At 39.4% G+C, this 12,757-nt stretch carries 16 protein-coding genes and 1 pseudogene; 15 read left to right on the plus strand and 2 right to left on the minus strand.

Annotated features, from left to right (window positions below; genetic code table 11):
• Nucleotides 1-50: 50 nt before the first annotated feature.
• Together Q0162_RS08350 and Q0162_RS08355 are read right to left on the minus strand one after the other, a co-directional pair.
• The gene (locus tag Q0162_RS08350; RefSeq protein WP_297890903.1) at nucleotides 51-581 is read right to left on the minus strand and encodes a hypothetical protein; all 531 of its coding nucleotides are present in this window, start codon (nucleotides 579-581) and stop codon (nucleotides 51-53) included.
• A gap of 35 nt (nucleotides 582-616) precedes the next feature.
• Complete coding sequence (locus Q0162_RS08355) at nucleotides 617-952, minus strand: hypothetical protein (RefSeq protein ID WP_297890904.1); 336 nt, start codon at nucleotides 950-952, stop codon at nucleotides 617-619.
• A 198-nt stretch (nucleotides 953-1,150) separates the two neighbouring features.
• On the opposite strand from Q0162_RS08355, the gene Q0162_RS08360 reads away from it, so the two are divergent.
• The 15 genes and pseudogenes from Q0162_RS08360 to Q0162_RS08430 form a co-directional block, all read left to right on the plus strand.
• Nucleotides 1,151-1,537, plus strand: a complete 387-nt coding sequence (locus Q0162_RS08360) for an START-like domain-containing protein (RefSeq protein ID WP_297890905.1) — start codon at nucleotides 1,151-1,153, stop codon at nucleotides 1,535-1,537.
• A gap of 37 nt (nucleotides 1,538-1,574) precedes the next feature.
• The gene (locus Q0162_RS08365; protein WP_297890906.1) at nucleotides 1,575-2,414 is read left to right on the plus strand and encodes an aminotransferase class IV; all 840 of its coding nucleotides are present in this window, start codon (nucleotides 1,575-1,577) and stop codon (nucleotides 2,412-2,414) included.
• A gap of 37 nt (nucleotides 2,415-2,451) precedes the next feature.
• Nucleotides 2,452-3,726 carry a tRNA lysidine(34) synthetase TilS gene (gene tilS / locus Q0162_RS08370; RefSeq protein ID WP_297890907.1) on the plus strand — a complete coding sequence of 425 codons (1,275 nt, stop codon included), beginning with the start codon at nucleotides 2,452-2,454 and terminating at the stop codon, nucleotides 3,724-3,726.
• 78 nt (nucleotides 3,727-3,804) lie between these two features.
• Entirely contained in the window at nucleotides 3,805-5,217 is a 1,413-nt protein-coding gene (locus Q0162_RS08375; RefSeq protein WP_297890908.1) for a TolC family protein, read from the plus strand.
• A 52-nt stretch (nucleotides 5,218-5,269) separates the two neighbouring features.
• Entirely contained in the window at nucleotides 5,270-6,253 is a 984-nt protein-coding gene (locus Q0162_RS08380; RefSeq protein ID WP_096088641.1) for an HlyD family secretion protein, read from the plus strand.
• 30 nt (nucleotides 6,254-6,283) lie between these two features.
• On the plus strand, nucleotides 6,284-6,667 hold the full coding sequence (locus Q0162_RS08385) for a VOC family protein (protein ID WP_096088640.1): 384 nt from the start codon (nucleotides 6,284-6,286) through the stop codon (nucleotides 6,665-6,667).
• 39 nt (nucleotides 6,668-6,706) lie between these two features.
• The gene (locus Q0162_RS08390) at nucleotides 6,707-7,168 is read left to right on the plus strand and encodes a GNAT family N-acetyltransferase (protein WP_096088639.1); all 462 of its coding nucleotides are present in this window, start codon (nucleotides 6,707-6,709) and stop codon (nucleotides 7,166-7,168) included.
• A 62-nt stretch (nucleotides 7,169-7,230) separates the two neighbouring features.
• Entirely contained in the window at nucleotides 7,231-8,643 is a 1,413-nt protein-coding gene (locus Q0162_RS08395; protein WP_096088638.1) for a Fic family protein, read from the plus strand.
• Between the two features lie 10 nt (nucleotides 8,644-8,653).
• Complete coding sequence (locus Q0162_RS08400; protein WP_096088637.1) at nucleotides 8,654-9,481, plus strand: hypothetical protein; 828 nt, start codon at nucleotides 8,654-8,656, stop codon at nucleotides 9,479-9,481.
• Nucleotides 9,482-9,507: 26 nt separating this feature from the next.
• Nucleotides 9,508-10,002, plus strand: coding sequence for a hypothetical protein (locus tag Q0162_RS08405; protein ID WP_297890909.1), 495 nt, complete (start codon nucleotides 9,508-9,510; stop codon nucleotides 10,000-10,002).
• A gap of 14 nt (nucleotides 10,003-10,016) precedes the next feature.
• Nucleotides 10,017-10,733: an SMI1/KNR4 family protein gene (locus Q0162_RS08410; RefSeq protein ID WP_297890910.1), complete on the plus strand. Its 717-nt coding sequence runs from the start codon at nucleotides 10,017-10,019 to the stop codon at nucleotides 10,731-10,733.
• Between the two features lie 26 nt (nucleotides 10,734-10,759).
• Complete coding sequence (locus Q0162_RS08415; protein WP_297890911.1) at nucleotides 10,760-11,767, plus strand: PDDEXK nuclease domain-containing protein; 1,008 nt, start codon at nucleotides 10,760-10,762, stop codon at nucleotides 11,765-11,767.
• 1 nt (nucleotide 11,768) lies between these two features.
• Nucleotides 11,769-12,125 (plus strand): MmcQ/YjbR family DNA-binding protein, encoded by a 357-nt coding sequence (locus Q0162_RS08420; RefSeq protein ID WP_297890912.1) that lies wholly within the window; start codon nucleotides 11,769-11,771, stop codon nucleotides 12,123-12,125.
• 1 nt (nucleotide 12,126) lies between these two features.
• Nucleotides 12,127-12,546, plus strand: a complete 420-nt coding sequence (locus Q0162_RS08425) for a VOC family protein (protein WP_095901184.1) — start codon at nucleotides 12,127-12,129, stop codon at nucleotides 12,544-12,546.
• 6 nt (nucleotides 12,547-12,552) lie between these two features.
• Nucleotides 12,553-12,757: pseudogene (locus Q0162_RS08430) on the plus strand (hypothetical protein); the annotation flags it as partial.

Here is a 12,757-nt window from a genome sequence, read left to right on the forward strand (position 1 = left end):
TGTAAGCCCTATCCTAGTACCTATTTGGTCATTATCCAATACACTTGGAGTCAGGTTTCTAATACTATATTAGGTGTACCCATATTGATATTAATAGCCCTTGCGTTATTGGCACTGGCAAATAGGTTGTCTTTATCGGCACCCCAATAGGCTATGTATTTTATTTGTCGGTTAGGGTCGCATTTAGCTACGGTGTAATTTTCGGAAATGGTAATAGTACCATTCTTAGGCAGACCAGCAGGTATGGTAGCTTTGTAGAGAGGTTTGCCTGCATTAGGCAAACCTGCAGGGACTGTACCTACCTGCGTGAGGGTAACCCCATTGTAGACAACTCTATTACCTGTAACATTAGCGGGGTACTCAATAGAAAAATAAATTTCTTTTACCTTTCCTTCTCCCCCATTGAGGATAGTAAAGGTTTGAGTACTGGTACCCAAAGCATTATTGTGGCTTGAGGGTACTTGTACAGTAAATACAGGTATAGGCAACTTATAGGGGTTGTTATTATCAGTAGCGGTACTACCATCTATAGTAAGTTTCACCACATCGGAGAAGTTATCACCAGCACTCAATTTAACCATTGCAGCTTTGGTAACCTTTCGTTTGATTTTCAAGGTTACAAGCCACCCCCTGTAGAGGAAGAGGAGATTGTAAACACGGTTTTTGTGTTAGTTGAGCTAGCCTTGAGAGTAACAGAACCACCAGTAATAGTTTCAGAAGCTGCTACATACTGAATTCCGTCAGCGAGCGTAACCTCTACTTCGGCAGAAGTTTTTCCAGCAGGCATATTAAAGGTAATAGTTAGCATACCTGCCGAAAAGTCGTCAGTATTAGCGAAGTGCACAGGGTTTTCGGCCGTGGCACTCACTGCCACTTGTGCGATCACACTACCCGAAAATAAGAGCAAAAAAATGCTTACCCATTTGAAAAAACATTGATCAATTCTTACCATTTTTACTTTTATACTGAATTTTGACAAATTTGAAAAGGTAAAAATACGAATAAATTATCAATACACAAGTAACGGGTATTTTTTTCTACGTTTTGTAAAAAGAAAAAACACCTACTAACCTTCTTCTCTATAAACGCCCCTAAATTTTGCTATTTCGAAAAAATGTTGTACTTTGCGCCCAATAAACTGCTATCACCTATGCAAACAAAAGAAAAATATCAATTGGAAGTTACTGTAAATGCCTCACCTCAACTGATTTACCAGTATATTTCTACCCCAGCAGGACTTGCTTCGTGGTACGCCGATGATGTACGTGCAGATGAGGATACCTATACTTTTGTGTGGAATGGCATTGAAGAAACTGCCCAACTACTACGACAAAAATTAGACGAACACATTCGTTTTCATTGGAAAGAAGATGAAGAGGCTACAACTTATTTTGAAATTAGAATTAGAGTGAATGACCTCACTCAAGAGGTTTCTCTTGCTATCACCGATTTTGCCCCCTCCGATGAAATTGAAGAAGCTAAGCAATTATGGATACTGCAAATAGCTGACCTCAAAGCTAAAATAGGTGCAAATTAGGTGTTAGGTTTCAGGTGTTAGACTTTAAAAAGTAATAATGAAGATTAATTATAATGGCAATATTATCAGTGAGAATGACTCTTTTCTCACCATCCACAACCGCGCCTTCCGCTATGGTGATGGCGTGTTCGACCTTTGCAAATACAGCTACCAAAAACTCATCTTTTGGGAAGAACACTACCTCCGCCTAATGGCTGGTATGCGCATCTTGCGTATGAATATCCCGATGAGCTTCTCTATGGAATACCTTGAAGAAGAAATTCTCAACCTCATCAAAGCTAATGGTATAGAAGCCAAACCTGCCAAAGTGCGATTGAGTATCTTCCGCAAAGAGGGGACTTCTAATGAAATTGACTATCTCATCGAAACCAAAGTTATTGAAAACCCTTTCTACACACTCAATGAAGAACCCTACGAGGTAGAACTCTTCAAAGATTTCTTTGTACAACCCGACCTACTTGCTAATGTAAATCACCTCAACCGCAACGCAAATGTATTAGGGCGCATTTTTGCTGATGAAAACGACTATCAGAATTGTATTATGCTCAACAGCAACAAGAGTATTGCAGGAATGCTCGACGGCAATTTGTTTGTAGTAAATGGCAATACCCTCAAAACTCCTTCTCTCACCGATGGGGCTCTGAATGGTATCACCCGAAAGATGCTTATCAAAACCCTTGGTAAAACCAAAGATTACGAGGTAGTAGAGACTTCTATTTCGCCTTTTGAACTCCAAAAAGCCGATGAACTTTTCTTTACGAATAGCATAGTGGGGATACAGCCTATTCGCCAATATAGAAAAAAAGCATACCCTTGTGAGGTAGCAAAAAGTTTGATAGGAAAACTCAATACTAGTGCGAGGTTTGGGATTAGTTAAGAGGTAAGAAAGATACTAATGTTGATAAAACTGCCCTATGAACACCCTAAATCAACTAAAAAATAAAAAAATACTCCTTGCCATTAGTGGCGGTATTGATAGCGTAGTACTCACGCATTTATTACATTCTCACGGTACTAAAATATTGTTAGCCCACTGCAATTTCCAACTGCGTGGAGAGGAAAGCGATGGTGATGAGGCTTTTGTGCGCGACTTTGCTAAAACGCTCGGCATCCCGCTGGAAGTAAAGTGTTTTGATACTAAAGAGTATGCAAAAGCACACCAACTCAACACTCAACTGGCTGCCCGTGAGTTGCGCTATGAGTGGTTTTATGAACTTTTGGAAACACATCACTACGATGTCCTTGCTACGGCACATCACGCCAACGATAACCTCGAAACTTTTTTGATAAACCTTTCGCGAGGCAGTGGCTTAGACGGGTTGTTAGGTATCCCACAGCAAACCGATAAAATTGTGCGTCCGCTACTGCAATGGTCACGCCAACAGATATACGATTATGCTAAGGCTCACCAACTACAATGGCGTGAGGACAGCAGTAATGCAAGCAATAAATATGTGCGGAATGTCATTCGGCACGAGATAATCCCTCAGATGGCAGTTTTACACCCTAATTATTTAGAAAATTTCAACCAAACGCAGGAATATTTGCATCAATCAGCACGATTTATTGATTTTCACATAGAAGAATGGAGAAAATCTTGTTTTGAAGGTACTCAACCCATATTTGTAAATACCGAAAAACTACAATCTGCCCCCGAAATAGATTTGGTGCTTCACAAACTCTTCTATCCTTATGGTTTTGGCAATGTAAAAGACCTAAAAAATCTCCTCTTCAATGCCGAAGCGGGCAAACAACTCCTTTCGGCTACTCACTCTCTTGTGAAAGATAGTAAAGGTGCTTGGCTAAAAGAACTCACTGCTGAAAGTCTTCCCCCTATACTTACTTATGAGGAACTCACTCCCCCATTCAACCTCACTAAAGGTGACCCAAATATTGCTTTTATCGATGCCGATAAACTCACCGCACCTCTCACCCTACGACAAAAACAAACAGGTGACTTTTTCTATCCCATAGGTTTAGGAACAAAGAAGAAACTCAGCAAGTTTTTTATTGATGAAAAATACAGCCAAGTAGCACGTGAAAACCAATGGTTATTGTGCAGTGAGGAAGACATTGTATGGGTTGTAGGCAAGCGTTTGGACGATCGCTTTAAAATTACTGAAGCTACTAAAAAGGCTTTGAAGTTAGTTGTTAGCCCCTGCCCTAACACCTTTTTTAATCTATCTTAAAAACATTCTACTTTATTTATTCTTCTACCTCAGAAAAACGCTGTAATTTTGCCCCATCAAAATAAAATATTTTCTTTTATGAAAAAATACACTTTATTATGTCTCTTCGTTATAGGGCTAACAGCTTCATTACAAGCACAATCGCTCTCATTTGATGAAGCCCTTAGCCAGATGCGTTCAGGTAACCAAAAACTCAAAGGCATCGAAAAACAAACTGAAGCTGCCGATTATAACCGCAAGTCGTTCCGCGGGCTATACTTGCCCCAATTGAGTGTCAATGCGAGCTATATGCACCTCGCCGACCCTCTCTACCTCAACTTCAACGACTATAAAACACCCATACAAAACGGTTTGCAAGGCTTTGCTACCCAAGTACCCGCGCCTATGCGTCCGCTATTTGCCCCGCTACTCGGCAGGGTGCAACCTCTCTTTGCCCAAGATTGGCGTTATAAGTTCCAAGAGCAGGACATCTGGAAAGTGAGTGCCGATGCTAAATGGGTGTTATTTGCTGGCGGAAAGGTGCGCGTAGGAAATCGTGTGAGTGCACTCAACACCGAAATAGCTACTGTAGAAACCAAAAAAACCGAAAATGCGCTCATCAGTGAGTTGGCGGAACGTTATTTTCAAGTACAGTTAGCCCAAAAAGCGTTGGAAGTAAGAAAACAATCGTTTGAAACATCACAACATCACTACGAGAACGCTCAAAAGCTCGAAAAGAACGGGATGATTGCTTCAGTAGAGGTGTTGCAAGCTAAAAAAGCCGTTACCGATGCCCAGCGTGAAGTAATGGCGGCTGAAAAGGATATACAATTAGCGCAAACAGCGCTCTATGGTGTAATGGGTACTACCGAGCAACCGCTCTCTACCCTCTCCACCGAACTCTTTGAGGTAGCCCCTCTCCAATCGCTTGAATACTACCAACAGCAAGCCAAAGAGCACTACCCTATGATTGTGCAAGCCAAGCTGAAAGCCCAAATGGCTACCCAAAGCGTAAAAGCGCAACAAGCCGCTTATCTACCCGATGTAGCCGTAGTTGGCAAAAAGTACTTGTGGAGTGAAAATCTACCTTTAACCGAACCCGATAACTGGGTAGTGGGTGTAGGGTTACAGTGGAATCTCTTCAACGGTTTGCAGGACAAAAACAAGATAGCCCAAGCCAAAGCAATGCGTGAGAGTGTGGAACTCATCACTGCACAAGCCGAAAAAGATGTACAAACCTTAGTGAAAAAACAGTACACCGAGATTGAAAAGCAACGCGAACAATACCTCAGCTTAGAAGAAAGTTTGCGTTTTGCAGAAGAACTCGTACGTGCCCGTGACAAAGCTTTTGCCGAAGGTCTCTCCACCTCCACCGATGTAGCCGATGCCAACCTTTATTTGGCGTCTATCAAAATCAAACGCTATCAAGCCCTTTTTGAAATGGACAAAACCCTCGCCCAGCTCCTCGAAACCTGCGGAATGAGTGATAAATTCAGCGAACAAGTAAGGTAGCGCGACACAAATACTCTTATCTCTTAACTCTTATCTCTTAACTAAATAAACAATGAAAAAGAAAAACATCACCGGACTTATTATCACTATCGCTGTATTTGCGGTAGTACTCATTCTTTCTATTTACTTTTTTAGCAACCGCGAACCTGTATATTTGCAAGGTCAGGTAGAAGCTAAACAAATCAATGTTGCACCCAAAGTACCTGGTAGGGTGAAAGCTATCTACAAGCAGGAAGGCGACCAAGTGCACAAAGGCGACCTCCTTTTGGAACTTGAAAGCACCGAACTCGATGCCAAACTCTCTCAAGCCGAAGCAGCTCGTTTGGCTGCACAAGCGCAGTCTGACAAAGCACAACGCGGTGCTCGTAGCGAACAAATTCAAGGAGCTTATAACGTATGGCAACAAGCACAAGCTGCCGCTGAACTCGCTGAAAAAACCTATCAGCGTGTGAGCAACCTCTATAACGAAAAGGTATTGCCTGCCCAAAAGAAAGATGAGGCTTATACCCAAATGGTTGCCCTACAAAAACAAGCCGAAGCTGCCAAATCACAATACGAAATGGCAAAAAACGGCGCTCGTGTAGAAGATAAAACCGCTGCCCAAGCGCTTGTAGCTCAGGCACAAGGCGTGATTACTGAGGTAAATGCTTATAAAGATGGAGCTAAAGTGTTCGCTCCTGCCGATGCCGAGATACAAACCATTATCCCCAACGAAGGCGAAATCGTAAATGCGGGTTACCCTGTGATGAACCTCATCGATACTCAGGACGAGTGGGTAGTGTTCAACATACGCGAAGATAAAATGGCAGACTTCAAAATAGGTACTAAATTCAAAGGTATTGTGCCCGCCCTTGGCAATCAGGAGATAGAAATGGAAGTAAAACACATAGCCGTACAAGCTGATTTCGCCACTTGGACAGCTACCAAAAGCAAAGGTGATTTCGACAAGAAAACTTTCGCTATCAAAGCCTATCCTACCCAAAAAGTAAAGGATTTAAGACCAGGTATGTCGGTATTAGTTGAAGATAACAGGTAACAAGTAATAGATAATTAGCAGATTATCACTATGAAAATAGACCACATCGCTTTATATGTAAAAAATTTGGAAGTATCTAAAGCCTTTTATGAGACTTTCTTCGGCGCAAAATCAAACGAGTTGTACCATAATCCTAAAACAGGATTACGCACCTACTTTCTAAGTTTTGATAGTGGCGCTCGTTTGGAAATAATGTGGAGACCCAACCTCGGTGAACCTTTGGACAAGGTGACGAGTGAAGGACTTATACACTTTGCTTTTAGTGTAGGGAGTAAAGAAGCGGTTGACGTGCTTACTCAGAAAATCGTAAATGAAGGTTACGAGTGTTTTAGTGCTCCTCGTACCACAGGTGATGGGTATTACGAAAGCGTGATACTCGACCCCGATGACAATATGGTAGAGATAACCATCTGATTAGATAATATTAAAAAGCAAGTAAGTTTGTTTGATAAAATGAGAATAACTGAAGGATTATCAACTAAAGATAAGCAAGCTATTATACATTGGACAAATAGCAAAGGCGCTGATTTCTTGCAACAATGGGCAGGAGATGCTTTGCCCTATCCTCTTACAATGGAAGCGCTCAATGCTTTGTCTCATTGTTTTCGTATTGAGGTAGAGGGTAGTTTTATAGGGATGATTCAGCAAATAAGAGTAGAAGGGAGCAACGTACATATTGGTAGATTTCTTATCAATCCTTCGCTTACAGGAAAAGGATTAGGCACCTCAGCAATGCAGTTATTTATCACAATGCTTTTTGAGAATAAAAGAGTTCATTCTATTAGCTTAAATGTATTTGATGACAACCTCATAGCTAAAGGTCTTTATACAAAACTTGGTTTTAAAGTAGTAGCCACTGTAAAGGGAGATAGAAAAAAATACAAGATGATGAAAAGTAATTCGGCAATTAACTAATTAGCTTATTGCTAAATTAGCTAATTATCACTATCTTTGCCCTATAAAAACCTCATTTTACAATGATTGAATCCAAAAACATAGAATACAAGCGACAAGTTACCCCTGAATTGGAAAAGGAAGTCGTTGCTTTTCTCAATACAAATGAAGGTGGTTTTATCTATATCGGCATTGATAAAACAGGGAAAACCATTGGTGTTCCTAACCCCGATGCTGTACAATTAGAACTCAAAGACCGCTTTAAAAATAATATTCTCCCCTCGTGTATGGGGTTATTTGATATTCTTTTGGAAAAACGCGACGATAAGAATATTGTTAAAATCATTGTAGCAGGAGGATATGAAAAGCCTTATTACATCAAGAAATATGGGCTTTCAGAAAAAGGAGCTTTCATCCGTATAGGCAGTGCTTCAGAACCTATGCCTTCCCGACAAATAGAAGAGTTGTTTACCAAGCGTACGCGTTATTCAATAGGTAAGATAAAGTCTCCAAAGAAAGATTTACGCTTCCAGCAGTTGCAAATCTATTACCAATCGATGGGTAAAACCCTCAACGAGCAATTTGCAAGAAATTTAGAACTTTTGAATGAAGATGGCGATTACAACTATGTAGCTTACTTAATGAACGATATCAATAATATATCGGTAAGAGTGGCACGCTATGCAGGTACTAACCAAGTTGATTTGGTACAGAATGAAGAGTACGGACACGAATCTCTTATCAAAGCAACTCAGCAGGTATTAGACAAACTCAATCTTGAGAACCGCACTTTCACCAAGATAACCTACAAACAGCGTATAGAACGTCGCCTTTGGAATCCTGTTGCCCTTCGTGAGGCTGTGATTAATGCCTTTGTACACAACGATTATACCTATGAAGTAGCCCCTAAGTTCGAGATTTTTAAAGACCGATTGGTCATTACCTCTTGTGGCGGACTTCCCTATGGTATTTCACAAGAAGAATTCTTCTCAGGCACTTCTATACCTCGCAACAAAGAGTTGATGCGCATCTTCCGCGATGTAGAGTTAGTAGAACATTTAGGTTCTGGTATTCCTCGTATTTTGCAGAGTTATCCTAAAGAATCTTTTAAGTTTATGGAAAACACCTTGCGAGTAATCTTTCCTATAGATGAAGATTTACAAGCACTTATGAAAGAAGAAGCGCAAGATACCATGCAAGTTACCCCCAAGTACCCCCCAAGTACCATGCAAGTACCATGCAAGTACCATGCAAGTACCATGCAAGTTACCATGCAAGTCAAAGATTTATTAAATATATTGGAAGAAGTATCTTATAGAGAAGAAATTCAAGAAAAATTAGGCTTGAAAAATAGAGATTATTTCAGAAAAAACTATCTCAATCCTGCCATAGAACAAGGTTTTGTAGCGCTTACCATTCCTGATAAACCCACAAGTAGCAAGCAACAATACTACCTTACTGATAAAGGCAAAGAATTTTTAAAAACATTAAAATAACCCTTAAAAAATGAAGATAAAACGAGATGAATCGCATTGTTATGCTGCTGTCATCACCGAAGATGGTCAGTGGCAAAAAGGTGAAGAATACTTCTTAGAAGACTATACTGAAACCCTCATTTACAATGAGCAAGGTAAACTTGTAGATGCTTGTTATGGCGAGGAATACCACTTTCTCTTTACCTATGATGCTTATGGTAACTGTGTGAACTCTCGACTCTATGACCCAGAAGATGAAGAACTAACTGACTGTTGGGAGGAAAAACAATACCGCTATAACGACCTACAACAAAAGGTAGAATGTATTACTTATGAAAATGGCAAATGGAAAGAAACTGTTACTTTCGAATACGATGCACACGGTAATAACATAAGTCAGCTCACTCGCACTGCTGACTACCAATACTTGTTCCAACTCGAATATGATGCCAAAGGCAGATGTATAGATAATCATTATACAAATATAACTACGGGAGAAAAGATTTTTCATCACTCTACTGAATTTCATAGTGATACCGAAAAAGTCAATACCAGTTTTTCAGAAAGCGGAAAGCCTTTTATGTTTACCATAACTCGTTTTGATGAAAAAGGCAATGTAATTTATGTTGCCCATCAGGATATAGGCGACCCCAAACCTTATTCAATAACTGAAACCACTTTTGATGAGCATAACAACGAAATTTTCGAGCGAATTAGCAACAAAGAAGGCGAAGTCTATACTCGCAAATACACCTATCGCTATGATAATCACGGCAATTGGATAGAGAAACGCATCGAATACTCTAAACGTTATACCAACCTGATTGTAGAACGAACCATTGAATACGCTAATGAATAAGAAACACCCTTTTGCTAATTATCTCTATGACCTACGACGAATTTTACAATTGTATAGAACAGCTTCCTAAAAAATTAACCAACAGAGATTTAGAAGCCTATCTCTTGGCTTTATATAGGATTGTAACTCCACACGAAAACACCCCCTTCTCCCCTACTCTTTGCCTTGAACTGCTTAAGGAGGCATTCAGTGCAAAGACTGCTACTTATGAGGAACAGTGGACAAGCATTCGCTCAATGCCCGAAGAGACTGAACATCTTTCCGCCTTTGCTTATACCCAAGCAGTTATTCTCTTTCAGATAGCTGAACTCCACCGTATGAAAGACAAAGAACTTCATAACGAAATGCGTTCCTTTGGCATCACCTCCGAAACGGGCTATGATTGGTACAATTTCAATCCTTTAGACCTCTTGGAGTGTGGCGCACGAGGCTTATGTGATTATATAGGGGAAGATGAAATCATCCCTAACGACTGGTATTTCTTAGGACATCTGTTAGACTTGGGAAGGTATTATGAATAAAAAAAACATCCAATATGAACCTATTACAACAAATAGAACAAACCTATAACTTTCAGTACCCCAAGCTATATCACCAGCTTTATGAGGATGGTATGCTCAATTGGGGAGAATTTGGTCCTCGTTGGCGTGAACTTGAGTACCCTAAAATCAAAGATAATCCACCATTACTTTTAGAAGGGCGTATGGATTTTGAAATTTTAGAACTCTCTGAAATATCAGAAGAAATAGAATTCTTACACGGTACTGAAAGTTTTTATAAAATTAAACCTGAGTACCTCTTCATTCCTTTTGGAAAGAATGGAGCAGGCGACTATTATTGTTTATTTTACAATAAAGAAAACCCTCTCCCTGAACCTTGGGTGGTACTATTTGCTCACGATTGGATTAATGTAGATGTCTTAGCTGATAACTTTCAAAACTTTATCTTCTATGGATTGTTAGAATGCGTATTATGTATAGATGAACTACTTGCTGATGACGATTCTTTTTATACCGAAATAGCCAATATGTTCCGTACGCACCGTCCTTATTTAAGTGAGGAGCAAGCAAAAATAGTAGAAGATATTTATAAAAGAAAAACTTTTGCTTCTACCTACGTCTATACATTTAATGATAGGGAATACACCGAAAAATATATAGGATTACTTTCGCGAGAAGAGTTTGATACTTTGTGTAACAAGTTTATTCCCATTCCGAAAGAAGAAAAACAATTTGAATATAGCGATGTCTAAAAACAAACATCTTTAACAAAAATAGTATGGAAACACTACAAAAATGTATTATTGACATCAAACAAATACTACTTGAAGCACGACAAAAGGCTTATCAAGCAACAGCCTTTGCTATGATTGAAGGTTTTTGGCTTATTGGTGAACGTATTGTAAAAGAAGAGCAACAAGGCAATGTGCGTGCTAACTATGGAGAGCAGATTATAGCTCAACTCTCAAAAGAATTAGGCAAAGGATTTAGCAAGCGAACTCTTTGGGATTATAAAAAGTTTTATCTTACCTTTCCTAACATCAAAGATTCTGCACACACGTGTGCACAATTAACGTGGTCTCATATCCGACTGATAATGAGAGTTGAAAATACTCAAGCAAGAAATTATTATTTACAGGAAACTGCCGAGCAACATTGGTCAGTTCGCACCTTAGAGCGCAATATCAACACACTTTATTATCAGCGCTTGTTAGCTTCACAAAGAAAAGACATTGTTGTAGAAGAAATGCAACAAAAAACAGCAGAATTTCAGCAAGACCCTTATGAGTTTATTAAAAACCCTACTGTATTAGAGTTCCTAAATATCCCTACCCACTATGCTTATAATGAAAATGATTTGGAAAAAAATCTAATCAACAACCTACAGCAATTCTTATTAGAATTAGGCAAAGGATTCGCTTTTGTAGCAAGGCAAAAACACATTCGTACTGAAACACAAGATTTTTTCATAGATCTTGTTTTTTACAATTATATATTGAAATGTTTTGTAATCATTGAACTCAAAACAGACAAAATTACCCACCAAGATATAGGACAATTGGATATGTATGTCAGAATGTTTGATGATTTAGAAAAATCAGAAATGGATAACCCTACTATTGGCATTCTACTTTGTACTCAAACAGACCAAACGATTGCAAAGTATTCTGTTTTAGCTGAAAACAAACATCTTTTTGCCACCAAATATATGTCATATTTGCCCACAGAGGAAGAACTCGCTAAAGAAATAGAACGGCAAAAACAGATTTTAAAATCACTGGAATAATATGAACTTAGAAGAACTTAGAGATTATTGCCTTTCCTTGCCCCACGTTACTGAGGATATGCCTTTTGGCGAGGATATTTTAGTATTTCGGATTTGTAATCGTATTTTTGTGCTTACAAGTTTAGAATCAGTACCTTTGCGGGTGAGTCTCAAATGCGACCCCGAGCGTGCGATAGAACTCCGCGAGGAGTTTCCTAACAAGATTGTGGCAGGCTACCACCTCAACAAAAAACATTGGAATACTGTACTTTTAGAAGGCTTACCCCCTACCCTTATCAAGGAGATGATACAGCACTCTTACGACCAAGTACTTGCCAAAGTCCCCAAGAAAGAGAGAGAAATTTTAAACCATAAATAAAATGAGGCAGAAATTTACACTTATCACTTTAGGTGTCCGCGACTTTAAGAAAGCTCTTGCCTTTTATGAGAACTTAGGCTGGCAGAAGTCGGACAAAAGTATGGAGGAGTATGCTCTTTTCCCTTTGGGAGGAATTGTATTAGGATTATATCCTTTACAAGAACTCTCCGAAGATACTACGCTACCTTATCAGTCAAGTACATTTGCAGGAATAACAATTAGTTATAATGCCAAATCGGAAGCAGAAGTAGATGCTGTTTTATCTAAGGTCAGTGAATTAGGAGCTACTATTGTCAAGCCAGCTCAAAAAGTATTTTGGGGTGGATATAGCGGCTATTTCAAGGACTTGGACGGCTACCTCTTTGAAGTTGCTTATAATCCTTTTTGGGAGTTTGACGAAAATGACAATTTAAAATTATAATCCAAAATGACAGAAACAGAACAAACTCTACGCCAGCGCTTCACTGCTTTCTTGCAAGCGATGTACGACTGGGAAACAGAAGCCAACAGAGTGGATGAAGAAGAAGTGGAGAAAAAGAAAACCCTCTCTTGGGAAGATTTTTGCAAAAAACAAACCGAGCTTCGTATCCCTATTTATAAGGAATACATCACCGAACGCGAACGCAAATATG

The organism is uncultured Capnocytophaga sp. (assembly GCF_937936315.1).
Classification (GTDB): domain Bacteria; phylum Bacteroidota; class Bacteroidia; order Flavobacteriales; family Flavobacteriaceae; genus Capnocytophaga.

Excerpts from the sequence above, each read along its gene's own strand:
- Q0162_RS08420 (WP_297890912.1), top strand. The coding sequence starts at position 11,769 with ATGAACTTAGAAGAACTTAGAGATTATTGCCTTTCCTTGCCCCACGTT.
- Q0162_RS08365 (WP_297890906.1), top strand. The coding sequence starts at position 1,575 with ATGAAGATTAATTATAATGGCAATATTATCAGTGAGAATGACTCTTTT.
- Q0162_RS08385 (WP_096088640.1), top strand. The coding sequence starts at position 6,284 with ATGAAAATAGACCACATCGCTTTATATGTAAAAAATTTGGAAGTATCT.
- Q0162_RS08395 (WP_096088638.1), top strand. The coding sequence starts at position 7,231 with ATGATTGAATCCAAAAACATAGAATACAAGCGACAAGTTACCCCTGAA.
- Q0162_RS08360 (WP_297890905.1), top strand. The coding sequence starts at position 1,151 with ATGCAAACAAAAGAAAAATATCAATTGGAAGTTACTGTAAATGCCTCA.
- Q0162_RS08380 (WP_096088641.1), top strand. The coding sequence starts at position 5,270 with ATGAAAAAGAAAAACATCACCGGACTTATTATCACTATCGCTGTATTT.
- Q0162_RS08405 (WP_297890909.1), top strand. The coding sequence starts at position 9,508 with ATGACCTACGACGAATTTTACAATTGTATAGAACAGCTTCCTAAAAAA.
- Q0162_RS08425 (WP_095901184.1), top strand. The coding sequence starts at position 12,127 with ATGAGGCAGAAATTTACACTTATCACTTTAGGTGTCCGCGACTTTAAG.
- Q0162_RS08410 (WP_297890910.1), top strand. The coding sequence starts at position 10,017 with ATGAACCTATTACAACAAATAGAACAAACCTATAACTTTCAGTACCCC.
- tilS (WP_297890907.1), top strand. The coding sequence starts at position 2,452 with ATGAACACCCTAAATCAACTAAAAAATAAAAAAATACTCCTTGCCATT.
- Q0162_RS08350 (WP_297890903.1), bottom strand. The coding sequence starts at position 581 with ATGGTTAAATTGAGTGCTGGTGATAACTTCTCCGATGTGGTGAAACTT.
- Q0162_RS08390 (WP_096088639.1), top strand. The coding sequence starts at position 6,707 with ATGAGAATAACTGAAGGATTATCAACTAAAGATAAGCAAGCTATTATA.
- Q0162_RS08375 (WP_297890908.1), top strand. The coding sequence starts at position 3,805 with ATGAAAAAATACACTTTATTATGTCTCTTCGTTATAGGGCTAACAGCT.
- Q0162_RS08400 (WP_096088637.1), top strand. The coding sequence starts at position 8,654 with ATGAAGATAAAACGAGATGAATCGCATTGTTATGCTGCTGTCATCACC.
- Q0162_RS08355 (WP_297890904.1), bottom strand. The coding sequence starts at position 952 with ATGGTAAGAATTGATCAATGTTTTTTCAAATGGGTAAGCATTTTTTTG.
- Q0162_RS08415 (WP_297890911.1), top strand. The coding sequence starts at position 10,760 with ATGGAAACACTACAAAAATGTATTATTGACATCAAACAAATACTACTT.